This is a genomic window from Bradyrhizobium sp. Ken51, from assembly GCF_055807435.1.
Genome location: NZ_JBVVPB010000029.1, coordinates 1 through 25886, shown reverse-complemented (window position 1 = coordinate 25886; position 25886 = coordinate 1). Strand labels below are relative to the sequence as shown.

General features: G+C 64.4%; 25 protein-coding genes. 8 read left to right on the top strand and 17 right to left on the bottom strand.

Going from position 1 to position 25886, the window contains the following annotated elements; translation table 11 throughout:
- Positions 1-4: 4 nt before the first annotated feature.
- Together AC0L27_RS32990 and AC0L27_RS32985 are read right to left on the bottom strand one after the other, a co-directional pair.
- Positions 5-1045 carry a phenylacetaldoxime dehydratase family protein gene (locus tag AC0L27_RS32990; protein ID WP_473321846.1) on the bottom strand — a complete coding sequence of 347 codons (1041 nt, stop codon included), beginning with the start codon at positions 1043-1045 and terminating at the stop codon, positions 5-7.
- A 26-nt stretch (positions 1046-1071) separates the two neighbouring features.
- Positions 1072-2088, bottom strand: a complete 1017-nt coding sequence (locus tag AC0L27_RS32985; protein ID WP_354209394.1) for a carbon-nitrogen hydrolase family protein — start codon at positions 2086-2088, stop codon at positions 1072-1074.
- A 195-nt stretch (positions 2089-2283) separates the two neighbouring features.
- Between AC0L27_RS32985 and AC0L27_RS32980 the strand changes: the two genes are divergently transcribed.
- Positions 2284-3240 (top strand): AraC-like ligand-binding domain-containing protein, encoded by a 957-nt coding sequence (locus tag AC0L27_RS32980; protein ID WP_354209393.1) that lies wholly within the window; start codon positions 2284-2286, stop codon positions 3238-3240.
- Between the two features lie 24 nt (positions 3241-3264).
- On the opposite strand, the gene AC0L27_RS32975 is transcribed toward AC0L27_RS32980, so the two are convergent.
- Both AC0L27_RS32975 and AC0L27_RS32970 read right to left on the bottom strand, forming a co-directional pair.
- Entirely contained in the window at positions 3265-4167 is a 903-nt protein-coding gene (locus tag AC0L27_RS32975) for an amino acid ABC transporter substrate-binding protein (protein ID WP_354209392.1), read from the bottom strand.
- A 19-nt stretch (positions 4168-4186) separates the two neighbouring features.
- Complete coding sequence (locus AC0L27_RS32970; RefSeq protein WP_354209391.1) at positions 4187-5509, bottom strand: aspartate aminotransferase family protein; 1323 nt, start codon at positions 5507-5509, stop codon at positions 4187-4189.
- Positions 5510-5730: 221 nt separating this feature from the next.
- Here AC0L27_RS32970 and AC0L27_RS32965 point away from each other — a divergent pair, with 221 nt between their 5' ends.
- The 4 genes from AC0L27_RS32965 (at position 5731) to AC0L27_RS32950 (ending at position 9602) form a co-directional block, all read left to right on the top strand.
- Positions 5731-6636 carry a LysR substrate-binding domain-containing protein gene (locus tag AC0L27_RS32965; protein ID WP_473321843.1) on the top strand — a complete coding sequence of 302 codons (906 nt, stop codon included), beginning with the start codon at positions 5731-5733 and terminating at the stop codon, positions 6634-6636.
- A 119-nt stretch (positions 6637-6755) separates the two neighbouring features.
- Complete coding sequence (locus AC0L27_RS32960) at positions 6756-7781, top strand: aldo/keto reductase (RefSeq protein WP_354209388.1); 1026 nt, start codon at positions 6756-6758, stop codon at positions 7779-7781.
- 89 nt (positions 7782-7870) lie between these two features.
- The gene (locus tag AC0L27_RS32955) at positions 7871-8032 is read left to right on the top strand and encodes a hypothetical protein (RefSeq protein ID WP_275167956.1); all 162 of its coding nucleotides are present in this window, start codon (positions 7871-7873) and stop codon (positions 8030-8032) included.
- 148 nt (positions 8033-8180) lie between these two features.
- Positions 8181-9602 carry an MFS transporter gene (locus tag AC0L27_RS32950; RefSeq protein ID WP_354254983.1) on the top strand — a complete coding sequence of 474 codons (1422 nt, stop codon included), beginning with the start codon at positions 8181-8183 and terminating at the stop codon, positions 9600-9602.
- A gap of 46 nt (positions 9603-9648) precedes the next feature.
- On the opposite strand, the gene AC0L27_RS32945 is transcribed toward AC0L27_RS32950, so the two are convergent.
- The 5 genes from AC0L27_RS32945 to AC0L27_RS32925 all read right to left on the bottom strand — a co-directional run bounded on the left by AC0L27_RS32945 (position 9649) and on the right by AC0L27_RS32925 (position 14430).
- Entirely contained in the window at positions 9649-10194 is a 546-nt protein-coding gene (locus AC0L27_RS32945; RefSeq protein WP_354209386.1) for a cupin domain-containing protein, read from the bottom strand.
- Positions 10195-10275: 81 nt separating this feature from the next.
- Positions 10276-12681, bottom strand: a complete 2406-nt coding sequence (clpA, locus tag AC0L27_RS32940; protein ID WP_275167959.1) for an ATP-dependent Clp protease ATP-binding subunit ClpA — start codon at positions 12679-12681, stop codon at positions 10276-10278.
- Positions 12682-12974: 293 nt separating this feature from the next.
- On the bottom strand, positions 12975-13307 hold the full coding sequence (clpS, locus tag AC0L27_RS32935; RefSeq protein ID WP_018455182.1) for an ATP-dependent Clp protease adapter ClpS: 333 nt from the start codon (positions 13305-13307) through the stop codon (positions 12975-12977).
- A 479-nt stretch (positions 13308-13786) separates the two neighbouring features.
- Positions 13787-13930, bottom strand: coding sequence for a hypothetical protein (locus tag AC0L27_RS32930; protein WP_354058829.1), 144 nt, complete (start codon positions 13928-13930; stop codon positions 13787-13789).
- A gap of 161 nt (positions 13931-14091) precedes the next feature.
- Positions 14092-14430, bottom strand: a complete 339-nt coding sequence (locus AC0L27_RS32925; protein ID WP_275167961.1) for a phasin family protein — start codon at positions 14428-14430, stop codon at positions 14092-14094.
- Between the two features lie 388 nt (positions 14431-14818).
- Here AC0L27_RS32925 and AC0L27_RS32920 point away from each other — a divergent pair, with 388 nt between their 5' ends.
- On the top strand, positions 14819-16663 hold the full coding sequence (locus AC0L27_RS32920; protein WP_275167962.1) for a D-alanyl-D-alanine carboxypeptidase: 1845 nt from the start codon (positions 14819-14821) through the stop codon (positions 16661-16663).
- Between the two features lie 223 nt (positions 16664-16886).
- On the opposite strand, the gene AC0L27_RS32915 is transcribed toward AC0L27_RS32920, so the two are convergent.
- The 4 genes from AC0L27_RS32915 to AC0L27_RS32900 all read right to left on the bottom strand — a co-directional run bounded on the left by AC0L27_RS32915 (position 16887) and on the right by AC0L27_RS32900 (position 20681).
- Positions 16887-17612, bottom strand: coding sequence for a DnaJ domain-containing protein (locus AC0L27_RS32915; RefSeq protein WP_473321841.1), 726 nt, complete (start codon positions 17610-17612; stop codon positions 16887-16889).
- A 70-nt stretch (positions 17613-17682) separates the two neighbouring features.
- Positions 17683-18432, bottom strand: coding sequence for a vWA domain-containing protein (locus tag AC0L27_RS32910; RefSeq protein WP_354209385.1), 750 nt, complete (start codon positions 18430-18432; stop codon positions 17683-17685).
- Positions 18433-18552: 120 nt separating this feature from the next.
- Positions 18553-19413: an alpha/beta fold hydrolase gene (locus tag AC0L27_RS32905; protein ID WP_354209384.1), complete on the bottom strand. Its 861-nt coding sequence runs from the start codon at positions 19411-19413 to the stop codon at positions 18553-18555.
- Positions 19414-19757: 344 nt separating this feature from the next.
- Positions 19758-20681 (bottom strand): division plane positioning ATPase MipZ, encoded by a 924-nt coding sequence (locus AC0L27_RS32900; RefSeq protein ID WP_018455186.1) that lies wholly within the window; start codon positions 20679-20681, stop codon positions 19758-19760.
- A gap of 274 nt (positions 20682-20955) precedes the next feature.
- Between AC0L27_RS32900 and panC the strand changes: the two genes are divergently transcribed.
- A complete protein-coding gene (gene panC, locus AC0L27_RS32895; RefSeq protein ID WP_473321836.1) occupies positions 20956-21807 on the top strand; it encodes a pantoate--beta-alanine ligase in 852 nt (283 codons plus the stop codon).
- Here the strand turns inward: panC and AC0L27_RS32890 are convergent.
- The 4 genes from AC0L27_RS32890 to AC0L27_RS32875 all read right to left on the bottom strand — a co-directional run bounded on the left by AC0L27_RS32890 (position 21804) and on the right by AC0L27_RS32875 (position 24667).
- Positions 21804-22244 (bottom strand): DUF1489 family protein, encoded by a 441-nt coding sequence (locus AC0L27_RS32890; protein WP_275167966.1) that lies wholly within the window; start codon positions 22242-22244, stop codon positions 21804-21806. The two genes, panC and AC0L27_RS32890, sit on opposite strands and share 4 nt — an antisense overlap.
- A 42-nt stretch (positions 22245-22286) precedes the next feature.
- On the bottom strand, positions 22287-23255 hold the full coding sequence (locus tag AC0L27_RS32885) for a hypothetical protein (protein ID WP_354209381.1): 969 nt from the start codon (positions 23253-23255) through the stop codon (positions 22287-22289).
- 159 nt (positions 23256-23414) lie between these two features.
- Positions 23415-23618 (bottom strand): hypothetical protein, encoded by a 204-nt coding sequence (locus tag AC0L27_RS32880; protein WP_007611353.1) that lies wholly within the window; start codon positions 23616-23618, stop codon positions 23415-23417.
- A 386-nt stretch (positions 23619-24004) separates the two neighbouring features.
- Complete coding sequence (locus AC0L27_RS32875; protein ID WP_354209380.1) at positions 24005-24667, bottom strand: glutathione S-transferase family protein; 663 nt, start codon at positions 24665-24667, stop codon at positions 24005-24007.
- Positions 24668-24791: 124 nt separating this feature from the next.
- Between AC0L27_RS32875 and AC0L27_RS32870 the strand changes: the two genes are divergently transcribed.
- Positions 24792-25508 carry a DUF599 domain-containing protein gene (locus AC0L27_RS32870; RefSeq protein ID WP_354058823.1) on the top strand — a complete coding sequence of 239 codons (717 nt, stop codon included), beginning with the start codon at positions 24792-24794 and terminating at the stop codon, positions 25506-25508.
- The last annotated feature ends 378 nt before the right edge of the window (positions 25509-25886 follow it).

Below are 25886 nucleotides of genomic sequence, written 5' to 3'. Positions count from 1 at the left end.
TCGATCAAGCGTGGGCTGTCTCCACCGCCGCCAGCATGCCGGTCTTGGCGTGACAATTCAGATATTCGAAGAGCTGCTCGTCGGCAGTTGCCACGGTGACCTCGTGATAGAGCCGCAGTTTTGCCGAGGGGCCGAGCGTCGACAGGTACTTCATCGCGGCGCCGAATATCCTGACGTGGGTCGGATGCGATTCCGCCCACCGCTCCAGCGCAGCCAGGCTCTTCCACCAGCTTTGACCGTAGGATTTTTCACTCGCGTCCCCGTCGGCTGCAAGCACGCGCATGTAACGGTTGGCGTAGCAGCCGATGCCGAGGCCGTCATCGCGCAGGAAGTCCATGCCCTCGCGCAACACCGGTTCGACCTCGTCCAGATAGAGCTTTCGCTCCGACGACTCGGTATCGCTCCAATCCTGGCCTGATCGGATCAGGCAGAGATTGTCGTGCGCCTTCACGCGCAGCCGCGCGCCGTCGCGGATCAATTCGGGATTGCCGCCGGGCGACATCGGATCGGTCTGCGACAGCGGGATGCGGTCGCGCATGCCGCCCCAATAGGCGTGCTCCTGCACCTCGCCGCTCATGCCGCCGGCGATTGCGGCGACGCCCTCGGGCCGGTCGAGCGAGGAAAACAGCGTCTCGTGCCGGGCCACCGTGGGGCGCAGCACCTCGATGAACGTGCCGATACCCTCGGTCGCCTTTCCGGTCCAGGCCTCGCGCGCCGGTGCAAACCATTTGTCGAACCGCGCAATGTCGTCCCAATAGGCCACCGAGACGACGTTCTCATAGCCAGCCTGATCAACATATTGCGCGCGGTCCCAATGTGAAGGACCGCCTTCAGCGGCAAACCGCACCGCGATGTCAGAGAGCGCGTCCGTCGCAGCCGCCGGCGCCGTGCCGCGATACTGCAGGCCGAAATAGGCCATCACGACGCGGTTCACGGCAGGCTTATAGCGCGCCACGAAGGACGGGTATGGCGGCTGATAATCGTCCGGCACGCGCTTGTGGCGCGTGCGGGGGCTCTCGAGATGCAGAGGAATTGCGGATTCCATGAGCGTGCCTCCCTCGATTGCGGCGATCAGCTCGCCGCCGCGGCAATGTCCGTGGGCTCGACGGTGTCGACCGGCAACGCAAACTGCTCGACGCGCTGATATCGCTTCTTGTTGAGCAGGAGCCGGGTCACGTCGGGGCGCGAATAGTGCCCGGCCGGATCAGCGGCGTTCTTGGCGACACCGATGGCGCCAAGATCGATCTCGGCGATCAAGAGGCCTTCCTGGTCCGGCGCGAGCTTGTCGCCAATCTGGCTGCCATCGGGACCGTAGATCGCAGCGAAGCCACCGCCGGCATGCAGCAGCGCGTGCTTGTCCGGCCGGTCACACAGCTCGTCGATCATCGCTTGCGAGACCGTTGCGCAAGGCGCGAGCACGAAGCAGGAGCCCTCCACCGCATAAACGCGCGAGGCGGCGTTGTTCACCTCGGCGCCGAGCGCCGGCGCGAAGGGATCGTAGAGCGAAAAGCTCGGCCAGGCCGCGACATGGACCTGCTCGTTCTGGGCGTACATGGCGTATTTCGACAGCGGCTGGAGATGCTCCCAGCAGCACAGTGCGCCGATGCGGCCGATGTCGGACCGCGCGTGCACGGCGAGATCGCTGCCGTCGCCCTCGCCATAGACCGTGCGCTCGGCATGGGTCGGCCGCAGCTTGCGGCGCTTTGCGATGGTCTCGCCATCGGGCCCGATCAGCCATTGCGCCAGATAAAGACTGCCGCCCTCGCGCTCGGAGAGGCCCAACACGGCGGTGAGCCCTGCCTTGCGCACGGCATCGCGCAGCCGCTCGGCCTGCGGACTGTCATAGGACAGCGAATTGTCGAAATAGCGCTGCACGAAGCCGCGGCCGATGGCCCAGGCGGGCGAATCCATCCAGATGTGCCAGGGGTAACCGGGGATGAAGGCTTCCGGAAAGGCGATCAGCTTGGCGCCCTTCTCGGCGGCGTCCCTGATCAGGGCGATCGACTTCTCGATCGAGGCGTCGAGATCGAGCCAGGCGGGCGCCGCCTGCACCACGGCGACCTTGTATTTCGGATGTTCGATGCCCATTGCCACCTCTTGCCGGTTGATCGAAAGCCAGGTCCGATGCAGTCTATTTGACCCAGTCGGGCGACGGGCGCTCGACCGCGGCGGAACAAAAACTCGACCGGACGGGATCGCCGGCCCGGTACGGGATTTGCCTCCGGTCAGACGAGACCTGCGCCAACACGCGATGTTGCGGGATGTGAAAGGGAGGCTCTGCAGATGCCAATCCAGTTCACCACGGACGACAGCCCAGGCCATCGCCGCCTTGCGCTCTGGCAGGATATCGTCTGCGACGTCTTCGTCGGGCTCGACTGCAAGTCCGATCTCGGCAGCGCCTTTCGTGGCTCGGTCACCCGGGCACCACTGGGCAAGGCGGAATGCTCCGAGGTCTGCTCCGACCGTCAGCACGTGTTGCGCACGCCCTCGCGCATCGCGCGCTCGGATCAGGATTTCATCCTGATCGCGCTCGGCAATCGCGGCACCGGCGGCGTGGTGCAGGACGGCCGCGAGGCCGTGGTGCATCCGGGAGAGTTTGCGCTCTATGACACCACGCGGCCGTACGAGCTTAAATTCGACGGCACCTTCACGCAGACCATCTTCAAGGTGCCGCGCGAGATGCTGCAGCGCCGGCTCGGCGCGACCGAAAACCTGACTGCCAGCTCTTTCGGACCAGACTCGCCGCTGCAGAGGATCGCCTACGATTTCATCTACCGGCTCTGCCAGAGCGCAGATCAGATCGATCCGCACCACGCCGCCGCTCTGTCGGAACAGGCCGTCGATGTCCTGGCGATGGCACTGGGCGAGCGGCTAGGCAAGACGCCGCTGCCGTCCTCGACCCATCGCTCCGCCCTGCTCTACCGGCTGAAGGCGCATATCCGGGCTCATCTTGCCGATCCCGACCTCTCGCTGTCCGAGACCGCCGCGGCGCTCGGCATCTCCTCCCGCTATGTCAACGATCTCCTCGCCGACGCCGACACCTCGTTCCAGCGCTACGTCCTCGGTGAGCGCCTCACTCAATGTCGGCGCGACCTCGCCTCCCCCGTACTCGCCCACCGCCACATCAGCGAAATCGCCTTTGCCTGGGGCTTCAACGACGTCTCGCATTTCGGCCGCGTCTTCCGCGAGCATTTCGGGATGTCACCGCGCGACTTCCGGCAGAGCCAGTCGCGGCATTGACGCAAGGTTTGCCGAGAGCATCGCCTACGGCACAAGCGCATCGCTGGGGGATGCGACGCGGGCCTTCATCGCTTCGCTCATGGGAAGCTGGAGGTTCTGCCCTTTCGGCGGAATCGGCGACTCGAACCACTTCGCGTAGAGCCTCCCGAATTCACCGGACACCATCTTCTCCTTGATCGCGGCATCGACGACGGCCTTGAACTCGGGATCTTCCCTGCGGGTCACTAGCCCATAGTAAGAAGGCGCATAGGTGGCCGCCAACATCCGGAAAGCCCTGGGATCGGAGGCGTTCGCGACGAGACCGGCAACCAGGATATCGTCCTCGAACCACGCGGTGGCGCGACCCGTTCCCAGCATGAGGAGCGACTCGGCGTGGTCCTTGGCCTGCACGATCGTCACATTCAGCTTCTGGTCATCGAGGAGCTTCTTGGCGACCCCGAAATTCAGCGAACCCTGCGTGATGACGACCGTCTGCCCGTCAAGTCCTTTCGGCTCCATCAGCTGCGACGAGGCCGACACCAGCCAGCGCGGCGATGCCACATAGGTCGCAACGGAGAACGCCACCTGCTTTTGCCGTTCGGCCGTATTGGTCGTGCTGCCGCACTCGACGTCGATGGTACTGTTCTGGAGCAGCGGGATGCGATTGGACGCATTCACCGGAACGTATTCGATCTCCAGCTCGAGCCGCTGCAACATGACCTTGACCTTGTCGGCCACTGCGGCACAGAGGTCGAGCGAGAGCCCGGTCGGTTTCTGATCTGCTCCGAGAAAGGCGAACGGAATCGACGCCTCGCGGTAGCCGAAGCTGATCTTGCCGACCTCCCTGATCTTTTCCAAAGTCGGACTCGCCGCTTGTGCGGCCCCCACCTCGAGCAGCGCGAGTGATGCGGCGGCAATCGCGAGCTTCGGCGCGTGTACGCGGATCATGTCAGCCTCCAACCAGTTGCTAAGCAGTTGGATTTCGCGACAGCTCGTCGAGACTTTCTCTCAAAGCCCGATCAAGTATCTCAACGGCCCGGTCGATCTCCTCGGTCGAGACGGTCAGCGGCGGCGCGATACGCCACACCGATCCGCGCTCGGGGCGGCGGCGGATGTTCATGCTCAGCCCGTACTCGAAGCACTTCTTCGTGGTGAGGCCGCCAAGCTGGTGGGCTGGGCGTCGGCTGTTGCGATCACTGACCAGCTCGACGCCAAGCAGAAGGCCCATGCCCCTGATGTCGCCGATCTGCTCGTATTTCTGCTGGAGCCCTTCGAACCGGCCTCGCAGGTAGGCACCCATCTCGTTGGCGCGTGCGACAAGTTTCTCCTCAGTGATCACGCGCAGCACCGCGAGCCCGACCTCGGCAAGCAAGGGATCGGAGACGTGGCTGGTGTAATAAGTAAAGTGATCCTCGTGGAGGTTGCTCTCGATCGCCTCGGTGGTCGATACCGCCGCAAGCGGAAGCCCACCGCCGAGCGTCTTCGACATGGTCATGATATCCGGAACGACCCCGAAATATTCGGATCCCGTCTTCTTGCCGATACGCCCGAAAGCAGTCTGGGCCTCGTCGAAGATCAGCAGCATGCCGCGTTCATCAGCCGCCTTTCGCAGGGCCTCCATGAACGCCTTCGGCGGCACCAGCACGCCGCCGGCGCTGATCACGGGCTCCGCGATGATCGCAGCACCCCTCCCGCTCGACTGCATGTCGAACATCTTCAGGGCGAGTTCGAGATTGGCGAGCGCAGACTCGTCTTCGCTGCCCTTCGCGATGTAGGGCCGGAAGGCGTTCGGCTCCGGGATGACGAACACGCCGGGCGGCGGCACGCCATATCCCTTGCGGTCGCTTGCCATCGAGACCGATGCGGCACCGCCGGTGATGCCGTGCCACGAGCCGCCGAGAACGAGCACCTCGTAGCCGCCGGTGTACATCTTGGCCATGCGTAGCGCGACTTCCGTTGCCTCCGAACCGGTATTGATGAAGATCGAGCGTTTGAGATCGCCGGGCAGCCAATCCCTCGCCAGCACCTGGGCGAGTTCGGCGACCACTTCGGGGATCATCCCGCTGAAGAGATGGAAGGCCTTCTTCCCTGCACTCTCCACCGCCGCGACGATAGCCGGGTGGTTGTGGCCGATGGTGGCGCACATCTGGCCCGAGGTGAAATCGAGATAATCGCGCCCATCGCTGTCGGTCACAATCGTCCCCTTCGCCAAGGTGAAGAGGTTCGGAAACACGTCTCCGCCATAGCGGACGAGGAATTCGTCGGCGGCCTGTTTCAGCGCTGAAGTCATGGGTTCTCCTCGGGCAAGCGGCATCCGCCGCACAGCCGTGCGGTGTGGCGATGCACTCGCCGTTGTCGGGTCGGTCTTTTGGGGCACGAAGCTGTTGCTTCAGGGCGTTTGCGGTACAAGAATTGCCTGAGCAACGGATGAATTCGTACCGGGCAGACATGATGGGCGCCAGTTCAAAAAACTCAGCAGCCGATGAGGCGGAGTCAACACCGCGGTCGCGAATGCCGCCGCTCAAGGCGCTATCGGCATTCGAAGCCGCTTCGCGCCACGGCAGCTTCAGCCGCGCCGCAGAGGAGCTCGGGGTTACGCCCTCCGCGATCAGCCACCACATCCAGAAGTTGGAGGATTTCCTCGGCATTCGTGTTTTTTCGCGGCACGCCGGCCGCGCGGTGCTCACCAATGCCGGCCGCGTCTATGCCGCCGAGATCGAGCGCGCATTCGGAATGATCATGGGCGCGACGCGGCTGGTCGCGCCGCAGTCGCAGCGCAATCATCTGTTCATCGCGAGCGGCCCGAGCTTTGCCGCCAAATGGCTTCAGCCGCGGATCGGGAATTTCATCGGCGAGCATCCGGAGATCGGGATCAGGCTGTCAACTATCGCCGACTTGCGCGAGCTCGATACCATTCGCTTCGATCTCGCCATCGCCTATGGACGCCCGCCCGTCCTCAACGACCGGCAGATCGAGCCGCTCCTGGCTGAGCGTCTGCGTCCGCTGTGTAGCCCGCTTCTGATCGAGCAACTCGGACTTCACGAGCCCGGCGATCTTGCCCGCGCCACGTTGATTCATTCGTCGAACGCGCTGACCTGGACCGACTATCTGAGAAAGGTCGTCGGCACGACGATCAAGGCACGCCACGAATTATGGTTCGATCGATCCACCATGGCCATCGACGCCGCTGTCGAAGGTCTCGGCGTCGTCCTGGAGAGCGAGATCCTCGCCGCCGACGAGCTGGAAAAGGGCACCCTAGTCGCGCCGTTCCGTCAGCCCCAATTCGAGGTCGAGACCGTGTCTTATTATCTCGTGCGGTCCGCCGAGGCCAAAGGCCGCGGCCATGTCGACGCGTTCGAAGCCTGGCTGCGCGCGAAGATCACGGCTGCGAATTTGAAGGGGACAATCGTGGCGTAACGCGTGCGGCCCCAGCAGAGCCGCTATGTGAGCACGCAATAGGACACGGCGCGTGCTTGCTCTACCATCCGGCACAGGGGCCGCGGGGATCGATCAGCGGCCAGCCGAGGAGCATATTGATGGAATACCGACGCTTGGGCCGCTCGGGCCTGATGGTGCCCGCCTTGAGCCTTGGGACCGGTACCTTCGGCGGCGTTGGCCGCCTCGCTGCGTGGGGCACGACTGACGCGACCGAAGCGCGGCGCCTTCTGGATATCTGCCTGGATGCCGGCGTGTCGATGTTCGACACCGCGAACGTCTATTCGCTCGGCGAGTCCGAGCGCGTGCTCGGCGAAGCCATCAAGGGCCGTCGCGACAAGGTTTTGATCTCGACCAAGGCGACGTTCCGCTTCGGCGACGGCCCCAACGACATCGGGTCGTCGCGGCAGCATCTGCTCTCGGCCATCGATGCTTCGCTGAGCCGACTCGGCACTGATTACGTCGACCTGTTCCAGCTCCACGGCTTCGACGCCTTCACCCCGCCTGAAGAGGTGCTCGCGACTCTCGACGTGCTCGTGCGCGCCGGCAAGATCCGCTACGTCGGCGTGTCGAACTTTTCGGGTTGGCACCTGATGAAATCGCTCGGCGTTGCCGACAAGCATGGCTTCCCGCGCTACGTCGCCAACCAGACCTATTACTCACTGATCGGACGCGACTACGAATGGGAGCTGATGCCGCTCGGCCTCGACCAGGGCCTCGGCGCAGTGGTCTGGTCGCCGCTCGGATGGGGACGCCTCACCGGAAAGATCCGCCGCGGCCAGCCAAAGCCTGACGTAAGCCGCTTGCCCAAGACGGCCGAGTTCGGCCCGCCCGTGCCGGACGAGCACGTCTATCGCGTCGTCGATGCGATCGACGAGGTCGCCAAGGAAACCGGCAAGAGCGTCTCGCAGATCGCGCTGAACTGGCTGCTGCAGCGTCCGACCGTCTCGACGCTGATCATCGGCGCGCGCAACGAGACGCAGCTGCGCGAAAATCTCGGCGCAGTCGGCTGGTCATTGACCCAGGACCAGATCGCAAAGCTCGATGCGGCGAGCAAGGTGACGCTGCCCTATCCTTACTGGCACCAGCGCACGGCCTTTAGTGACCGCAATCCGCCGCCGGTTTAGCGACCGGGCGCACGGCGCAGGGCCGGCTTGAGCTGCATCAAGCCGGTCCGCGCCGACGGTGGCATCATGCGCACCCGCGAGGCAGCCCGATGCGCCGATTTGCCATGAAGGCCCTGTTCACCGCTCTCAATCTCAAGCGCGCCGAGCGGAGCGGGATCGATCGGGATCGGACCATCCTGATCGTCTCGACCGCGGTGACGGTTGGGCTCGTCGCGCTCTATGTGTTCGGGAAGTCGACCTCGCGCTGGTGAGCCCGCGAGAGCCGTCCCGACCCATGCCCGCGGTGCCGGGAGACCCGCTCCTGGCGCAGGAACCGCCCGTATCCTGCCGGGTTGCGATGCATCTCGCAATTTTCTAGTCCGGAGACGAACCACGGCTCGAATCAAGCACGCCGCCATCATGTCGCCAGCCCAAATGGAGCACGCCGACGGCCTGCCGCAGCCGCAGCGCAGCCAGGCGGTCCTGACCATTGCGCTCGGCATCATTATGGCAGTGGTCGACAGCGCCATCGCCAATGTCGCGCTGCCGACGATCGCGGCCGACCTCGACGCCAGCCCGGCGTTCTCGATCTGGATCGTCAACGGCTACCAGCTCGCGATCACGATCTCGCTGCTGCCGCTGGCTTCGCTCGGCGAGATCGTCGGCTATCGCCGCGTCTATCTGGTCGGCCTGGTGCTGTTCACGCTTGCCTCCGCATTCTGCGCGCTGGCGCATACGCTGCCGCTCCTCACGATTGCCCGCATCGTGCAGGGGTTCGGCGCGGCCGGCATTATGAGCGTCAACGCAGCGCTGGTGCGCTTCACCTACCCCCGCAGCCAGCTCGGCCGCGGCATCGGACTCAACGCTCTCGTCGTCGCCTTCTCGGCCGCGGTCGGCCCGACGCTCGCCGCCGGCATCCTGGCATTCGGCAGCTGGCCCTGGCTGTTCGCCATCAACGTCCCGCTCGGCGCGGTGACATTGGTACTGGGCCTGCGCAGCCTGCCGCACACCAGGCCTGCGAGCCATTCCTTCGACTGGCAGAGCGCGGGACTGTCCGCGATCACTTTCGGCGTCGGCATCGCGGCCGTCGATAGCGTCGGTCATGGCGAAGCGGCGATCACCTGCCTCGTGCAGTTCGCCGTAGCTCTCGTCGCCGGCGCACTGCTGATCTACCGCGAGACCCACATGGCCTCGCCGCTCTTGCCGGTCGACCTGTTGCGCATCCCGGTGTTCGCCCTGTCGATTGCGACCTCGATCGCCTCGTTCTGCGGGCAGATGCTGGCCTTCGTTGCGATCCCCTTCTACCTCCAGAGCCGCTTCGGCTATTCGGCGGTGCATATGGGTCTCTTGATCACGCCGTGGCCGATCGCGGTGGCGTTCGCAGCACCCCTCGCCGGTCGCCTGGTCGAGCATTATCCGGCCGGCCTGCTCGGCGGCATCGGGCTCACGCTGTTCGCCTGCGGCCTCGCTGCGCTCGCCTTGTTGCCGGCGGCGCCCACACCGCTCGACGTGATCTGGCGGATGGCGCTGGCTGGCGCCGGCTTCGGCCTGTTCCAGACCCCCAACAACCGCACCATGATCGCGGCCGCCCCGCGCGAGCGTGCCGGCGGTGCCAGCGGCATGCTCGGGACGGCGCGGCTGCTTGGGCAGACCACCGGCGCAGCGCTGGTCGCGCTGTTCCTCGGCCGCTATCCGATCGAGGGAACCAGGATCGCGTTGCTGACCGGCGTCGGCTTCGCGCTCTGCGGCGCGGCGCTGAGCATGTTGCGGCTGTCGCCCGCGGGCGCGCGCGGCGCCGAGCATGTTCGCGTGCAAGACGACCAGCGCCTGCGCGGCGAATAGCGCGTAACCATTTGGGAAGGCCGATTTCGGCTGCGTCCGCCGCGCCTCACATCTTCACCATCTCGGTGCGATATTTCGGCAGCAGTGCTGCGATCAGCTTACCCTTCTCAGCCATTTCTTCCGGGGTCGGCTTCGGCGGTGGCGATGTGCGGCTTTCGACGGGAAAGCCAACCGCCAGGAAGAATTCGTCCTGTCCCGCTGGCGTGCACATGCAGAGCATACGGGCTGTCTTGCTGGAAACGTTCTTGAACGCGTGCGGCGCGTTGGCCGGAACGTTGACGGTCGCCCCCGCACTTACGGTATGGGACTTACCGCGAAAGGTGAATTCAAGTTCGCCTTCGAGCAGCGTGAACATTTCCTCGAAGTCGTGGCGGTGCGGCGGGGGCCCGCCGCCGGCGGGCACCAGCATGTCGACCAGGCAATAGCGTCCTGCGGTCTGCGCGCCCGACACCAGGACCGTGTAGGTGCCGCCGGCCACAGAGATATGCGGCACGTCAGCGCCGTCGGGATCGGCGACCGTCAGGGCGCGGCCGGGATCGTCGGCGGGGATCGAGGAAGCTGACGACGAGTCTGCAGAAGGCGTGTTGGTCATACCGGATCTTCTTGCTTATATTTGACTGCCCATAAGAAAGGCCGGCTTCTCAGCCGGCCTTCTCAATTCTTCGCGTGCAGATCAAACCTTGACCAGCGGGCTCTTGGTCGGCCCCTTCGAGCCGCCGGGGCCACCGGGCTTAGACTTGCCCGGCGGGCGCTTGCGGGCACCCGGGAGCTTCTCCTGCTTCGGCGTGACCGGACCCTCGACGAACTCGAAGCCGATCTTGTCCTTGGTCTCGTCGGCCTCGTCCTTGACCAGAACGACGCGGACATGGCCGCCACCCTTGAGCTTGCCGAACAGCACCTCGTCGGCCAGCGGCTTCTTGATGTGCTCCTGGATCACACGAGCCATGGGACGTGCGCCCATCTGCTCGTCGTAACCATGCTTCACCAGCCAGGTCTTGGCGGGTTCCGACAGCTCGATAGTGACGTCGCGATCGCCGAGTTGCGCTTCGAGCTGAAGCACGAACTTCTCGACCACCGTACCGATCACCTCGACGCTGAGATGGCCGAACGACACGACGGCATCGAGACGGTTGCGGAATTCCGGCGCGAACTGCCGGTTGATCGCCTCGTGGTCGTCGCCTTCCCGCTTCGAACGCGTGAAGCCGAACGCCTGCTTGGCGAGATCGGACGCGCCCGCATTCGTGGTCATGATCAGGATCACGTTGCGGAAGTTGACCTGCTTGCCGTTGTGGTCGGTGAGCCGGCCGTGATCCATGATCTGGAGCAGAACGTTGTAGAGATCGGGATGCGCCTTCTCGATCTCGTCGAGCAGCACCACGCAATGCGGATGCTGATCGACGCCGTCAGTGAGCAGGCCGCCCTGATCGAAGCCGACATAGCCGGGAGGCGCGCCGATCAGACGCGACACGGTGTGCCGCTCCATGTATTCGGACATGTCGAAGCGCAACAGCTCGACGCCGAGCGACGCCGCAAGCTGCTTTGCGACCTCGGTCTTGCCAACGCCGGTCGGACCCGAGAACAGATAGCAGCCGATCGGCTTCTCCGGCTCGCGCAGGCCGGCTCGCGCCAGCTTGATCGAAGCGGCGAGCGACTCGATCGCCTTGTCCTGACCGAACACGGTACGCTTCAGGGTCTGCTCGAGATGCTTGAGCACCTCGGCATCGTCCTTCGACACGCTCTTCGGCGGGATCCGCGCCATCGAGGCGATCGTGGTCTCGATCTCCTTGATGCCGATGGTCTTCTTGCGCTTGTTCTCGGCGACCAGCATCTGCGCTGCGCCGGATTCGTCGATCACGTCGATCGCCTTATCCGGCAGCTTGCGGTCGTGGATGTAGCGCGAAGAGAGCTGCACCGCAGCCTCGATCGCCTCATTGGTGTATTTCAGCCGGTGGTAGTCTTCGAAATACGGCTTGAGGCCCTTGAGGATTGCGATCGCATCCTCGACAGTCGGCTCGTTGACGTCGATCTTCTGGAAGCGCCGCACCAGCGCGCGGTCCTTCTCGAAGTGCTGGCGGTATTCCTTGTAGGTGGTCGAGCCCATGCAGCGGATGGTGCCGGAAGCGAGCGCGGGCTTGAGCAGGTTCGAGGCATCCATCGCCCCGCCCGACGTCGCGCCCGCACCGATCACGGTGTGGATCTCATCGATGAACAGGATGGCGTTGGGATGCGCCTCGAGCTCCTTCAGCACCTGCTTCAAACGTTCCTCGAAGTCGCCGCGATAGCGCGTGCCGGCGAGCAGCGTGCCCATGTCGAGCGAGAACACGGTCGCAGCCGCCAGAACCTCCGGCACCTCGCTGTCGACGATGCGCTTGGCCAGGCCCTCCGCAATCGCGGTCTTGCCGACCCCGGCTTCGCCCACGAACAGCGGATTGTTCTTCTGCCGGCGGCACAGCACCTGGATCGCACGGTTGATCTCGGAATTGCGTCCGATCACCGGATCGATCTTGCCGTCGCGCGCCTTCTTGTTGAGGTTGACGCAATAGGTCTCGAGCGCCTCGCCCTTCTTCTTGGCGTCCTCGCTGCCCTTGGTCTCGGTCTCCTCGTCGACACCGCGCACCGGCCGCGCCTCGGAGACACCCGGCCGCTTGGCGATACCGTGGCTGATATAGTTGACGGCGTCGTAGCGCGTCATGTCCTGCTCCTGCAGGAAATACGCGGCATGGCTCTCGCGCTCGGCAAAGATCGCGATCAGCACGTTGGCGCCGGTCACCTCTTCGCGACCGGACGACTGCACGTGGATCACCGCGCGCTGGATCACGCGCTGGAAACCTGCGGTCGGCTTGGCGTCGTCGGCGCCGTCCGTCACCAGGTTCTCGAATTCGGTCTCAAGATAATTGACGAGGCTCGTACGGAGCTTGTCGAGGTCGACGCTACAGGCGCGCATGACGGCGGCTGCATCGGAGTCGTCGATCAGGGAGAGCAAAAGATGCTCGAGCGTCGCGTATTGGTGATGACGCTCGTTTGCGATCGCCAGTGCACGATGCAGGGATTGTTCAAGGCTTTGGGAAAAAGTCGGCATTCGCGTCCTCTATGGCCCCCACCATCATGATCGTCATCGCCCGGTCAGGCAACAACAACCTTTGTCACATATAGTTATACAAGATCGCGGCGAAAGACCGGTTCCGCGACTCAGGCGGCTGCACAGCTGCGGTACTTTTCGATGCAAAACCCGTTCCGATTGGGGCACGATCCGCACCGGTCCGAAATTCCGTAGTTTTGCCGTCTGCAACGAACATCACGCGCAGACATCACGCGGCAATCACTGCGACATGTCCAAGCACCGGCTTCAAACGTGCCGTAACGTGTGGTGTTTTACTTCTTTTCCATCACGCATTGCAGGGGATGCTGGTGCTTGCGAGCGAAATCCATCACCTGCGTCACCTTGGTCTCGGCGATCTCGTAGGTGAACACGCCGCACTCCCCGATCCCGTGATGATGAACGTGCAGCATGATCTTGGTTGCGGCCTCGGCGTCCTTCTGGAAGAATTTCTCCAGCACATGAACGACGAATTCCATCGGCGTGTAATCGTCGTTCAGGATCAGCACACGGTACAGGTTCGGCCGCTTGGTCTTCGGCTTGACCTTGGTGATGACGGACGTGTTTGGCGCAGAGGGACCGCCGGAACGGTTCTCGTCGTTGCTCATCAGGGGAGCGTGGGCGGCGGCGGCCGCGGACAGGTCTGGTCTGGAAGACAGTTGCGGCATGGCTCAGGCGTTCAAATTCCCCACGGAAGCGTATGGCGGTTCGCCGCGCAGCCCCGGCCTTCGGAGTTCGCACAGGCGCACCGCCTTGTTGGATCGCCGCTTCCAACCGGTCCGGTCCAAGCCAGATCGGCTTCACCGAATATGGGCCTGACCCCGGCTCGCCGCAAGCGTGCGACAGCTCGGCCGAGGCGGCCATGGCGGTCCCGATTCCCGGGTCGGGCGATCCTCGCCAAGGTTAGTCAATCCGGACTGATTTGACAAAACCTTCCGCCCCGCCCGTTTAGAAGATGTTGACCAGGAACCCGGCCGGTCACGCGGCTGCGGCGGTTTCGAGCGGGATATCTCCGGTTTTCTACGGACCAATTGACCCTCAATGGCGTGACGCGAAAAGGGGCAAAGGCACAGATTTCCGGGGATCGTCACGCCTCGCAGATCGACGCGCGGCAGAAGAAGCTGTGCGATAACGCCAAGGCGGCGAACATCACGATCCATACGGTGCAGGTGAACACCGGCAGCGACCCGACCTCCAGCGTGCTGCAATATTGCGCGAACGGCACCGACAAGTTCTATCGAGTGACGAAGGCAGATCAGACGTCTCGGTGTTCCAGGACATCGGCACGTCCCCGTCGAAGCTGCGCGCGGCGCGCTGAGACCACACCCCGCGATAAACAAAAAAGCCCGGCTGCTTCAGCCGGGCCTTTGATTCCAGGACGTCGAGGAAACGTTAGTTCGTCGCCGGAGTGAACTTCGACACGATGGTCTCGACCGGCTTGAACGCCTGCTTGGCGAGGTCGCTGTAGAGGCCGGCGATCTTCTGCGATTCCGCGACGAAGGTCTCGTAGGCGGAACGGGCGAAATCGGTCTGCGCTTCCATCGCCTTGTCCAGCGACTTCACGCCGGAAAGCTTCTCGACAAAGGACTTGGTGTCTTCGAACGACTTCTTGGTGTAGTCGCCGTAGGCGCTGGCGATCGCCTGAAGGCCGTGCTGCATCGAGGTCGCGGAGGCGACGTACTGCTCGAAGTGCTCTTTCCCGTAGCCTTGAAAGTCTTCAACCTTGAACATTCGGAATCCTTTTCCCTAGCTCTCGTCGGGAAGCCCCGGCTCCCTGACTCTGCTCACAATTAGTGCAACGCACAAAAAAGTCAAGAATTTTGTGCGTCGCACAAATTACATACAAAATTCGCCACGATTACCGGGGTTTCCCGCAATGGTTCCTTAAGCTTTTGGAAACCGCGGCGCCCTACCTTGATTCCCTGGACGTGTTCAACTTCCACAAGCGGCCAAAAGCCGTTGGAGAACATCACCTTAGCCAGAACAGCGGCTCAGGCCCAACGTCCCCCGCGGCGAACATCTGCGGAGGGCCAGCCTGAGCAGGTAATGATCCCGGGTCCATTGGGCACAATTTCGCCTCACGAGCCGGTGATCAAGTCAGAAACGGGGACGGGGTTTCATGCTTCGTAAAAACTTGTCTTCCTCGCGCTTGGCGCGGGTTGGCGTTTTTGGGCTTCTTGCGGTCACCACTGCAGTCATCTTCACCACAGATGCTGCCGAGGCGCGGCGCCACCGGCGTCACACTGCGCACCACCGCGTGCAGCGCGATGTGTCCGAGAGTTCCAGCCCGAAATTCGCGTCGATCATCGTCGACGGCAATTCCGGCTCCGTGCTTCAGGCCACGAGTCCCGACGGGATCCGCCATCCGGCCTCGCTGACCAAGATCATGACGCTCTATCTGCTGTTCGAGCGCCTCGAGTCAGGGAAGATGAAGCTCGATACCGAGATGCCGGTGTCGCAGCACGCCGCCGATCAGGATCCGACCAAGCTGAACCTGCGTGCCGGCCAGACCATTCGCGTCGAGGACGCGATCAAGGGTCTCGTCACTCGCTCCGCCAACGACGCAGCCGTTGTGATCGCGGAAGCGATTGGCGGCGACGAGGACGACTTCGCCCAGATGATGACGCGCAAGGCGCGTTCGCTCGGCATGTCCAGGACGGTTTACCGCAACGCCAACGGCCTTCCCAACGACGAGCAGGTCACGACCGCCCGCGACCAGGCCACGCTCGGCCGCGCCATCCAGGAGCGCTTCCCGCGCTACTATCGTTATTTTGCGACCTCGACGTTCAACTGGCGCGGACAGTCGATCCGGAACCACAATCATCTGCTCGGTAATGTCGAGGGCGTGGACGGCATCAAGACCGGCTACACCCGTGCCTCCGGCTTCAATCTCGTGACCTCGATGCGCCGCGGCAATCGCCACCTGATCGGCGTGGTGCTGGGCGGCCGCAGCGGCGGCTCGCGGGACGCCATCATGCGTAACCTGCTCGCGGAGAACCTCGATAAGGCCGCGACCACCCACACCGTCGCGGCGGTCACCGAGCGCAACGGCTCCGACGCCGCTGCCGAGGTTGCCGATGCGTCGGACACCCCGGCCCGCTCCGCTCCGCAGGTCCAGGCTGCCCCTGCTCCCGAAGCAGCCCCGTCGCGTCTCGCCGCGCGCCTGGCGACGCTTGCGGCTGCGACCGCCGCGGTGCCGCCGGCTCAGCCCAGATCTGAAGCCAACAAGCCTGAAGTTCGGCCGACTGAATCCAAGATCGAGCCTGCGCCGCTCACCAATGGCGTGATCTCGAGCCAGCCGCTCTCGATCATCCCCGGCTCGTCCGAGCCGATGAAGCCGGTCCGGGTCAAGACCGTCCAGGTCAAGGCCGGCGCCGTGAAGGTCGCCTCGGCCGCCCCGGCTCAGATCGCACCGCAGGTCACGAGCACGATTGCGGCTCGCTCCGACATCGCCGAAACCTCCGGCGCCGTCGTCGCCCGGGCAGACCTCATCAACAAGCACGAGATCGTCAGCCAACCGGAAGCGCCGAAGGCCGAGATTGCCCGTGCCGAGCTGCCGCGGCAGCCGGCGGGCTTCGGCACTGGCAACGGCATCCTCGGCGTATTGCCGGCCGCAACCGCCGCTGCGCCCGCCCCGGCTGCTCCGAAGCTCGCGTCAGCCGACCCGGCGCTGCAGCCGATCCAGATGAGCGCCACCACGAAGCCGGTCGTCACCCACAGCGGCTGGATCGTCCAGGTCGGCGCGCTCGAGAGCGAGAACGAAGCCCAGCAGCGCATCGACGCCGCACGCAGCTCGGCCCGCGGCCTGCTCAGCAAGGCCGACCCGTTCACCGAGCCGGTCGTCGCGAAAGACAATCGCAAGCTCTACCGCGCCCGCTTCGCCGGGCTCGACCGAGACCAGGCCGAAGCCGTCTGCCGCACCCTGAAGCGCGCCGATATCTCCTGCATGACCGTCCGCAACTGATCTTTCGCACCGCTCCAATGAAAATGCCCGCGCCTCGCGCGGGCATTTTCATTTTTGGGATGCGGTGACCGACGAGGCTGTTCCACGACAACCTCTCGTCAAGGATTTACGGTTAAAACTTTACGCAAGGGATCGACCACGCCGACAACGGCGGGCATCGGGCGACGGCAAACAGAGCAAACGGAGCTCACACGGGACGAGCGTTTGTAGCGTGGTGCCGGAGTTAGCCGTTATGCGTGCGAAGCAGAGTATCCTTGGCCTCGTTTACACGGGCAGCGAGATAAGTCGGGCCCCCCTGGTCGGGATGCAGTTTCTTCATCAGGGACTTGTGAGCCCGGCTGATGTCGTCACGCCCCGCCCCCGGCTGCAGGCCAAGGATCTGATAGGCCTCCTCCGTCGTCATTTTGCCGGTCGCCACCGTGCGGCGCTGCCCCCCTGCCGCGTCGCCCTGCGCGTTCTGACGCCAAGCGGGAAACCGGCGGTCCAGATAGCTTTCAAGTAGGGCCACGCTCTCGGCGTCGAACGCCGGGACCATTGCCAGCAGGGCCGCGAGATCGAACTCATCGAGATCGCGCCCGGCGTGAGGCCCGGCGACGATCCGGCCTCCGAGCTGGCCGGAATCGTGATCGAGCCGCATATCGAGGAATTGCGAGCGCACGCGCGAGGCCTGACCGGCCGGGCGCGTCGCGCCCCCGCCGAACAGCCCGCCGATATTGCCGAAACCGGCGTTTGCCATCGGTGTCCAGCCCAGGAGGCCGGCACCGAATATCCCGAGCGGGATCGCCACCACCAGTTCGCCCTTCAAGCCCGTGAACGCTGCGACAGCCAGCGCGACCACGCCGCCGCCGAACCTGATCGCGCGTGCCAGCACGGCCGGATTGGCGGAACGGAACATCTGGAGCAGCAGATAAAGGGTGATAACAGCGATAGCGCCGGCGATCAGGGTCATGGCCGGAATATAGTCGGCCTACCGCCAAAAAGCATCGTGTCCTTGTGCCACCGCCGGCCGCGCGCCAGCGCTACTTCATCTGGCCGATCAGCCTGGCCGCGCCACTGGCGGTCTTCGCCAATTGCAACAGCGCCTCGCGTCCGCCGGCCGCGTAGGCGGCGGCTGCGCGCAACAGCTCGCGCAACTGCGCCGCCGCGCCCGGATCAAACCGGCACCAGGCGCCGCCGGTCAGGCGCGCGATCTCGCGAAAGGTCTGCTCGGCCACCGCGTCATGGCCTTCCTGAAATACGAACACAGGCACTTTGAGCATGCCTAGCTCGCCGGCCTTGGCGCAGAGCTCGTCGACGTTCTCCTCCATGGCGTCGCCGACGAAGACAACGGCGCGCACGCCGGATGCGACCGCCTCGCGCCGCGCCTCGCTCAGCACCTTGCCGATCTGGGTGTCGCCGCCACGGCAATCGATCTTGCTCATCAGCGCCGCAAGCCTGGCGCTGTCGGAGATCCATCCCGTGGCGCGGCACTCGTTGAAGCCGCGATAGTAGACGAGCCGGATGTCGAGACTGCCGAGTGCGGCGGTCTCACGGAACATGTCGGCCTGAAGCGCACAGGCCATGTCCCAGGTCGGCTGCCGGCTCATCGTCGCATCCAGCGCGAAGATCAGCCGTCCTTTCGCACCGGGCGCATGCGGTGACAGCGCGCGCGCGTTGGCGACGAAGGCGGCAATGTCCTCCGAGGTCGAGGTCCCCGCCTGCGGCACAGCGCCGCCTGGTTGCGCCGAGATGGCATCGCGGCCGCGCGGTTTGATGGGTTCGCCCGACATTCCTTGACCCTTGCGTGAGCGACTAATGTGGTCAGCGGATCAAGCCCGGTCAATGTACAAAGCCCCCGCAGGCGGTAGCCGGCGGAGGCTTTGAAATCGGTACCGACGACGAGGAAGGGGTCAGCTCTTGGCAGGCGCCATCAACGCGACCGGCCCGGGCTCGAGAATCTTGGGCGGGGACGATTGCGTGTCGACCGGCGCCACTTCGCTGTCGGTCGCGCTCAGGAACTTGTCGAGCATGCCCTGGATCGAGTTCTTGGCAGCGTCGGGACCGGTGTCACGCATGTCGTTGTGCTGGAATTCGGTCTTCACGACCTGGATGCCGGCCTTCTCGCATTCCTCGTCGGTCGGGATCACGCCCGCATCGGCCTTGAACTGCGGATCGGTGGAGCGGAACGACAGGATCTTGAACTTGCCGGCGGTGACGAAGGGCACGCGAAGATTGTCGAGCGTGACGACCTTCTTGACCTCATCCGGATACTGCTTTGCGAAATACATCGTGATGTCGCCGCCCATGGAGTGGCCGACCATGGTCACCTTGTCGTAGTCGGCGTTGGGCTGGACCTTCTTCATCTCCTGCATGGCGAGATGGATGTTGGCGACGCCGCGCAGGATCTGCGGCAGCCGGCCGACATAGATCTCGCCGGGCTTGGTCACCATCGGAGGATCGGTCGGCAAATCATGCTGCGGGCTGACGACGAGGTAGCCGCGCGCCGCGAAAATGTTGGCGAGGAAGCCGTACTCGGTGTTCTTGACGGTGTTGCCGTGGTTGATCACGGCGACCGGCATCGTGATCATGCCGGCATTGGCCTGCATTTCCTTGTCACGACGGATCGCGATATCGACGGGCACCGCACGGTTGTCGCGCGAGGCATCGTAGAAGGTGATGGTCTCGTGCCTGATTGCCCACTTGCTCGCCGTGAAATAGGCGACGCCACAGAGGGCACTGACCGAAACCAGAACGGCAATTCCACGCTTCATTTTCGTCCTCAGCCTCAGGCTCTTGCGGCCTGAATCCCTGTTGAAAATCGTGTTCTTCCGGAGCTCTTCGGCCCCTGGTCGCCTATTCCCTAATATATGTCACAGGCGCGTGACAGGAAGGCTAAATATTGTGAACCATCAGCCCTTTCATTGTGCGGCGCACACGTTTCTTGGGCACCTCGCTCTCACGCGGCTACGCCAGGTGCACCTCACCTTCCGACGCAACCTGTCTCGATCGGGTTCAATTTTGCAGTAAACGCTGGGTGAAAACGGCTGAGCGCGGGCTCGGTTCCCGCGGGAGACCGTCCGCTTTGATCGTCCGGAAGTAGCGATATACCGCCACCTCAGGCGCCGAGGATGTCGTGAACCTCGAGCGGCTTGTCGACCTGATTGAACCACTCGGCGCGGTTGGCCGCGCGGCGGCGTCCGCGCTCGTCGAGCGGAAGCTTGAGCTGGCGGAGCAGGCTCGTCACCTCCTCCCGCGCGGTGAGATGGCCGAGATTGGGCCGCATGCCGAGGGTGGCCTCGTCGATCTCGTCCAGCGCGGTCAGGCCGCGCGGGAAGAACTCGCGATAGACGACGCGTTCGGCGAAGCCGTCGACGTAGCGGAAGCCGAGCCGCAGCGACAAATCCTTCAACCCGTCGGCAACGAGCTGCTTGTTGCGGGAGCCGAGCATCGAGAGGCGGTTGCGCACCACGATCCAGTCGGTGGTCGCGCCGTCGAGCTGGCGGCGCTTGCGCCTGACATCCCGCACCATCTCGGCGTAGTGGCTCTCGCCCGTCACCGCGTAATTGGCGGGATCGACGGTGCCGAGCACATCGAAATCGAGGAAGCTGTCGTTGATCGGGGTCACCAGCGTGTCGGCCATCGAGTGCGCAAGCCGCATCAGGTAGCTGTCGGTGCCGGGCGTATCGATGACGATGAAGTCGAAGCTGCTCTCGACCGCCGAGACCGCCTCCATGAACTGAAGGAACTCCGAATTCTCGTTCTCGGCGACCTGCATGGTCTCGCCGAGCTTGATGCAGCGATGCAGCGGCAGTTCGAGGTCGAGCTTGGTGCGGCGCGCCCAGGCGGATCGGTTGTTGATGTAGTGAGTAAAGCTCTGCTGACGGCAGTCGAGGTCGATGGTGGCGACGCGCTGGCCGGCTTTCAGAAGCGCGACTGCAATGTGCAAGGCGGTGGTCGACTTGCCGGAGCCGCCCTTCTCGTTGCCGAGCACGACAACATGCGCCGAGCCGGACTGGCCTTGGCTAGCTTGCACAAGCATCGCGATCCTCAACACCCCTAACTAATATCTTCAAGTTGGCCGCGTCTGCGGTCAAGTGAAATGCGTGACAGGCAATACAATTCGCGGCGCACCGTCCTTCATCATGAATCGTCGCGCCGCTTCGCGTCTGTGATCCAGCCCACAATGTCGCGACCTCTTGCGCGCGGGATGCTGTGCCGCATCCGGATGCGTGGCGTCCATGGTCGCCGCTTGTTAAGGTTAGCCTGCCGGGCGCCGGGACGCGCCCGTCGATTCCCAACCGCGTCGAGTTCTGATGTCACGCAGCCCCTTGATCGCCCGCACGGTCCCCAACTTGCGACGCGCCGTCGACAATCTTCGCAAGCGAAAGGCCACGATCGCGCTGGTCCCGACCATGGGAGCGCTCCATCACGGCCATGTGTCGCTGGTGCGCCTGGCCCGACGGCGCGCGAGCCGCGTCGTGGTGTCGATCTTCGTCAATCCGACCCAGTTCGCTCCGACCGAGGATTTTGGCGCCTATCCGCGAACCTGGAAGGCCGATCTCGCCAGGCTCGCCGCCGAGGACGTCGATATCGTCTGGCATCCCGGCGCCGAGGCCATGTATCCGGAGGGCTTTGCGACCCGCATCGTGCCGGAGGGACCGGCGCTGGCCGGCCTTGAGGACCGCTTCCGCCCGCATTTCTTCGGCGGCGTCGCCACCGTCGTCGGCAAGCTGTTCACGCAGTGCCGGCCGGATGTCGCGATCTTCGGCGAGAAGGATTTTCAGCAGTTGCGAGTGGTGGCGCAGATGGCCCGCGACCTCGACCTCGGCGTCAAGGTGATCGGTTCCCGCACCGTGCGCGAGCGCGACGGGCTCGCGATGTCCTCGCGCAACGTCTATTTGTCGCCACAGGAGCGGCAGACCGCAACCACACTGTACCGCGCCATGAAGGAGAGCGCCGGGCGCATCCGCGCTGGCGAGGCGGTCGCGGCCGCAATGGCGCGCGCAGCCGCGATGATCATGGCGGCCGGCTTTGAGCTCGACTATTTCGAGGTCCGCCATGCAGCGACCTTGGCGCCTGTCACCTCGCGCAAGGACGGCCCCTTGCGCATCCTAGTCGCGGCCAAGCTCGGCACGACCCGGCTGATCGACAATATCGCGGTTTAGAGCAGCCCGAGATCGCGCAGCTCGCGCCGCATCGGCTCCGGCATCGCCGCGATCGAGCCGGCGGCGGACTTGCCGAGATCGGGCGGCACCGAATCGTCGGCAAGGTAGCGCCAGCCCTGGAACGGGCGCATCGGCCGCGGCGACACGGGGATCACCTTCGGCTGCATCACGATCCGGCAGCGCCCGATGCCGTCCTTGTCGCGGAACGGCTCGATGCCGATGATCTTTTCGCGCGCGGCGACCTCGCCCTTGATCACCCAATAGAGCGACCCGCCCGACAGGATCTCGGCGTCGCGCTTGGGCATCATGCGGGTGATGTGGATGTGATGTTGCGGCAGACCCTTCTTCTTGGCGGTCTGCATCCGTTCGGCGGTCCACTCCTTCAATTCCTTGACGGATTCGCAGCCGACGGCGAGCTTGATCAGATGTAGTGGCATGCCCCAGCATTAGCCGGGCAGCCACCCATTTGGAATGCCGATCTACTCGTTATCCGCAGCCGGAGGAGCGGCGGGCGGCGGCGTGAGCGGAACCGGTGCTGCCGCCGGCGCCCGCGCAGCCTTCGGCGCTGGCGGCCTCTTCGCGGCTGGAGCTGCGGCCTGTGCCGAAGCGGCTGCCGGGGCGCGCGGAGCCGGCGCGGCCGCTGCGTTCGCGGCGGGCGCCGTGTGGCGCGTCGGCTCCGGATTCATGATGCTGACCGGCGGCGTCGACGAGGCGCTCGGGAATTCCGCATTGGTCGGCTTGCCCGTCGGCATCGACGGCGGCAGTCCGGCGAGCGCGGCCGTGGCCGGCAACGATTGCGCCGCTGCAGGCGCATTCCAGGTCGGGGCGTAGCGCGCGACCAGCGTGTCGTAGAGATGGGAATCCATGTTGGCGGCGACCTGCTGCTGATCGGTCAGCGAGCGGAAGGCCGCGCAGTCGAACTGCGTGCAGCCGTCGCGCACGACCAGCACTTGCGCGACCAGGCCGTAGCGATCACGCTCCAGCGACTTGCGCAGCACCTTGATGTCGGGCGTCAGGCTGTTCTCGGCGGTCGCGGCATCGCCGAGAGCCGTCAGCCGGTCGATCCTGGCCGCGGTGGTGGAGACAGCCGCCGCCGCCGCGTCAGGCGCGCCGAACAGCGCCTTCTCGCAGCCAATGGCCACGGCATCGCCAGCGAGTTCGTCAAGGCAGGACAGCGCCGGCAGGCTCGCGATCATCGCGGCCTGTGCGCGCGCCTCGGTCGGCGTGGTCTGCCCCGGTCCATCGACGCGCACGACGGCAGCCAGCGCGATGGCAATGGCGAACAGCGTAATGACGCTCAGCGCACCGTTGGCGACCGACCTCTCGGCGCGCAGCAGCGTGACCAGGAGGATCAGTCCGAAGAAGCCGGCAGCCGCCAACATCATCCACATTGGAAGGGCCGGCGAGCGCCAGATTTGGTCGAGCGACGAGGCCCATGCCCAGTTCATGCGCGACGTCCCCTCACGCGAGCAGAGAGCGAATGGTCAAAGCGAGCACCGAGAGTCGGCAACTGCCCCCGGCCCACCTTTTGAAGGTGAAGCGGGCCTTTTGACGGCGGCAGAATACAATTCCCCGAGGACGCGCCAATGCGCGGATAGCGTCGGCCTTCAGGACAGCGCGAGCTGGCTTTCCTTGGCGACGCGTTCGAAGGCTTCGGTCGAGCTCTTGATCCGGTACTGACAGTCGTCACCATCGGTCGGCAGGAGGCGGATGACCTCATACGAGCCGCTGGCAGCGGGGCGTGCGACATTGCTCGCGGTGAACAATACGCGCGCGCCAATAGGGAATTTGTGCTTCAACACCCTCTCCATCACTCAAACAACGCCTGCCACGCCCATGGTCCCACTGCGTCGGCCGGCCGGAAACCCGGCCGCTGTATAGCATGCAGCGGGCGTTTTTGGCCAGCAGTATGCAACATGGCAAACGTGCGAATTTTGCAGTTATTTCAGCGTGATGCCGCCAGCCGATGATACCGCTGGAACCGGTCCTTCAGGCGGTATGAAGCCAACGGCCGTCGGGGCTGGCGTGATCCACCGCCTTGCGCGGTTCCTGGGCCAGAATCTGGCCCAGCCGGTCAAGCAATGGGTCGACATTGTCGCTGCGGAACTGGTCGGCCGAGCAAGCCCAGGATTCCCGTGAGGTCCCTCTCCTTGCCGACCACTCGGGCGATCGAGCGAGGCCCGATCGCAACCACGGATTACACGTTCTCGAACTTTTCGATGACCAGCGTTTCGGCGAGCCCGTCCCGAGTCCATTCCTGGAACGCCGGCAGCGCCAGCATCGTGTCCATGTAGGCCTTGATCTCCGGCGTGACCTCGATTGCGTAGGTGCGGAAGCGGTGCACCACCGGGGCATACATCGCATCGGCCGCGCCGAAGCGCCCGAACAGGAACGGTCCATCGGCGCCATACCGGGTCCGGCACTCGCGCCAGATCTCCTGCACGCGCGCGATGTTGGCCTCGGCGTCCGCCGACAGCGTCACGGCGCCTACCGGGCGGTGCAGGTTCATGCCGCATTCGTTGCGAAGGGCCATGAAGCCGGAATGCATCTCGGCGCACACCGAACGGGCATGGGCGCGGGCGGCGGCGTCGTCCGGCCACAGCTTCACTTCCGGGTAGCGCTCGGCGATGTATTCGATGATGCTGAGCGAATCCCACACCGTGATGTCGCCATCGACCAGCACCGGCACCTTGCCCGCGCGGCTGAACGAGATGATCTGCTCCTTGTCCGCGGGATTGTCGGTGTAGAGCGGGATGAGGGTCTCCACGAACGGGATATCGTTGGCGCGGAGCGCGAGCCAGGGCCGCATCGACCATGACGAGTAATTCTTGTTGCCGATTGCGAGTTTCAGCGCAGCCATGTCATCCATCCTTCCCGATACGCCTTGAAGCGAGCCGCTTTTAACGTCATCGCCTGCCGCCAATCAATCGTTGCTGCACCTCGCCATGCGTGGCAAGCGTTGCGATCCTCGCCAGGAGACAGACATGAGCAGGCATTGGGTCGACATCACCGCCGTCGGCTTCTTCATCATCGAATGGCTGGTCTACGCGCTGACGCTGGAGCATTCGGCCTATGGCCGCGACAGCCTGTCGGCGCGCATGAACCGCTACCGCGAGGTGTGGGTGCGCCGGCTGCTCGACCGCGACGCGCGCATGGTCGACATGCAGATCATGGCCTCGCTGCAGAACGGCACCGCCTTCTTCGCCTCCACCAGCCTGATCGCGCTCGGCGGCGCGCTGGCGCTGCTGCACGCGACCAACGATGCGATCACGATCTTGAGCAAGCTGCCGGTCGATCTCAGTACCTCGCCGGCCATGTGGGAGCTGAAATGCGTCGGCCTCGTCCTGATCTGCGTCTATGCCTTCTTCAAATTCGCCTGGTCGTACCGCCTGTTCAACTATGTCGCGATCCTGTTCGGCGGCATGCCGGCGGCTTCGCAGCGTGACACGCCGGAGGCCGAAGCTCATGTGATCCGCACCTCGCGCCTGTTCGAATCCGCCGGCCGCCATTTCAACCGCGGCCAGCGTGCCTTCTTCTTCGCACTCGGCTATCTCGGCTGGTTCGTCAGCCCCTGGGTATTGTTCGTGACCACGGCAGCCGTGGTAATCGTGACCTGGCGACGGCAATTCGCCTCGAGCGCGTGGGAGGCCATGGCGCCGGAGGTGGTGGATGGCGAGGAGATGCGGAAGCGCGGTCGTTGACGCGCTCGTGTCCCGGACGCGCTGCAGCGCTCTTGCGCTGCGTCCGGGGCACGAGAGCGGGAGTGTGGCGGACAAGTCGCTGCGCTCGCATTGACGCAGTATGAGGCGGCAGCGCCACTTTTCCAGCTCGCATTTTGAATTGCAGATATAGCTTCGCACTCTCGCGGCGCATTTCGCCCGTATCTTTGCCTGGTCACTTCACCCTCTTATCCAAGAGGGCACAGGGAAGCCTGCGATCAAAGTCCTAAGCCGGCGGTCTCGGCCTGCTATGTGTAGCGATTGCCGCACGGGAAGTCCGTAAAGCCGCTTTGATCTATCTCAATTCTCTGACAGGAGCGGGCATCAGTTTGAGAGAGTCGCGTCCATCGCTTCGCCGCG

Excerpts from the sequence above, each read along its gene's own strand:
- AC0L27_RS32960 (WP_354209388.1), top strand. The coding sequence starts at position 6,756 with ATGGAATACCGACGCTTGGGCCGCTCGGGCCTGATGGTGCCCGCCTTG.
- AC0L27_RS32965 (WP_473321843.1), top strand. The coding sequence starts at position 5,731 with ATGCCGCCGCTCAAGGCGCTATCGGCATTCGAAGCCGCTTCGCGCCAC.
- AC0L27_RS32920 (WP_275167962.1), top strand. The coding sequence starts at position 14,819 with ATGCTTCGTAAAAACTTGTCTTCCTCGCGCTTGGCGCGGGTTGGCGTT.
- AC0L27_RS32875 (WP_354209380.1), bottom strand. The coding sequence starts at position 24,667 with ATGGCTGCGCTGAAACTCGCAATCGGCAACAAGAATTACTCGTCATGG.
- AC0L27_RS32885 (WP_354209381.1), bottom strand. The coding sequence starts at position 23,255 with ATGAACTGGGCATGGGCCTCGTCGCTCGACCAAATCTGGCGCTCGCCG.
- AC0L27_RS32880 (WP_007611353.1), bottom strand. The coding sequence starts at position 23,618 with ATGGAGAGGGTGTTGAAGCACAAATTCCCTATTGGCGCGCGCGTATTG.
- AC0L27_RS32910 (WP_354209385.1), bottom strand. The coding sequence starts at position 18,432 with ATGTCGGGCGAACCCATCAAACCGCGCGGCCGCGATGCCATCTCGGCG.
- panC (WP_473321836.1), top strand. The coding sequence starts at position 20,956 with ATGTCACGCAGCCCCTTGATCGCCCGCACGGTCCCCAACTTGCGACGC.
- AC0L27_RS32915 (WP_473321841.1), bottom strand. The coding sequence starts at position 17,612 with ATGACCCTGATCGCCGGCGCTATCGCTGTTATCACCCTTTATCTGCTG.
- AC0L27_RS32905 (WP_354209384.1), bottom strand. The coding sequence starts at position 19,413 with ATGAAGCGTGGAATTGCCGTTCTGGTTTCGGTCAGTGCCCTCTGTGGC.
- AC0L27_RS32990 (WP_473321846.1), bottom strand. The coding sequence starts at position 1,045 with ATGGAATCCGCAATTCCTCTGCATCTCGAGAGCCCCCGCACGCGCCAC.
- AC0L27_RS32900 (WP_018455186.1), bottom strand. The coding sequence starts at position 20,681 with ATGCTTGTGCAAGCTAGCCAAGGCCAGTCCGGCTCGGCGCATGTTGTC.
- AC0L27_RS32950 (WP_354254983.1), top strand. The coding sequence starts at position 8,181 with ATGTCGCCAGCCCAAATGGAGCACGCCGACGGCCTGCCGCAGCCGCAG.
- AC0L27_RS32870 (WP_354058823.1), top strand. The coding sequence starts at position 24,792 with ATGAGCAGGCATTGGGTCGACATCACCGCCGTCGGCTTCTTCATCATC.
- clpS (WP_018455182.1), bottom strand. The coding sequence starts at position 13,307 with ATGAGCAACGACGAGAACCGTTCCGGCGGTCCCTCTGCGCCAAACACG.
- AC0L27_RS32925 (WP_275167961.1), bottom strand. The coding sequence starts at position 14,430 with ATGTTCAAGGTTGAAGACTTTCAAGGCTACGGGAAAGAGCACTTCGAG.
- AC0L27_RS32955 (WP_275167956.1), top strand. The coding sequence starts at position 7,871 with ATGCGCCGATTTGCCATGAAGGCCCTGTTCACCGCTCTCAATCTCAAG.
- clpA (WP_275167959.1), bottom strand. The coding sequence starts at position 12,681 with ATGCCGACTTTTTCCCAAAGCCTTGAACAATCCCTGCATCGTGCACTG.
- AC0L27_RS32980 (WP_354209393.1), top strand. The coding sequence starts at position 2,284 with ATGCCAATCCAGTTCACCACGGACGACAGCCCAGGCCATCGCCGCCTT.
- AC0L27_RS32970 (WP_354209391.1), bottom strand. The coding sequence starts at position 5,509 with ATGACTTCAGCGCTGAAACAGGCCGCCGACGAATTCCTCGTCCGCTAT.
- AC0L27_RS32945 (WP_354209386.1), bottom strand. The coding sequence starts at position 10,194 with ATGACCAACACGCCTTCTGCAGACTCGTCGTCAGCTTCCTCGATCCCC.
- AC0L27_RS32975 (WP_354209392.1), bottom strand. The coding sequence starts at position 4,167 with ATGATCCGCGTACACGCGCCGAAGCTCGCGATTGCCGCCGCATCACTC.
- AC0L27_RS32890 (WP_275167966.1), bottom strand. The coding sequence starts at position 22,244 with ATGCCACTACATCTGATCAAGCTCGCCGTCGGCTGCGAATCCGTCAAG.
- AC0L27_RS32985 (WP_354209394.1), bottom strand. The coding sequence starts at position 2,088 with ATGGGCATCGAACATCCGAAATACAAGGTCGCCGTGGTGCAGGCGGCG.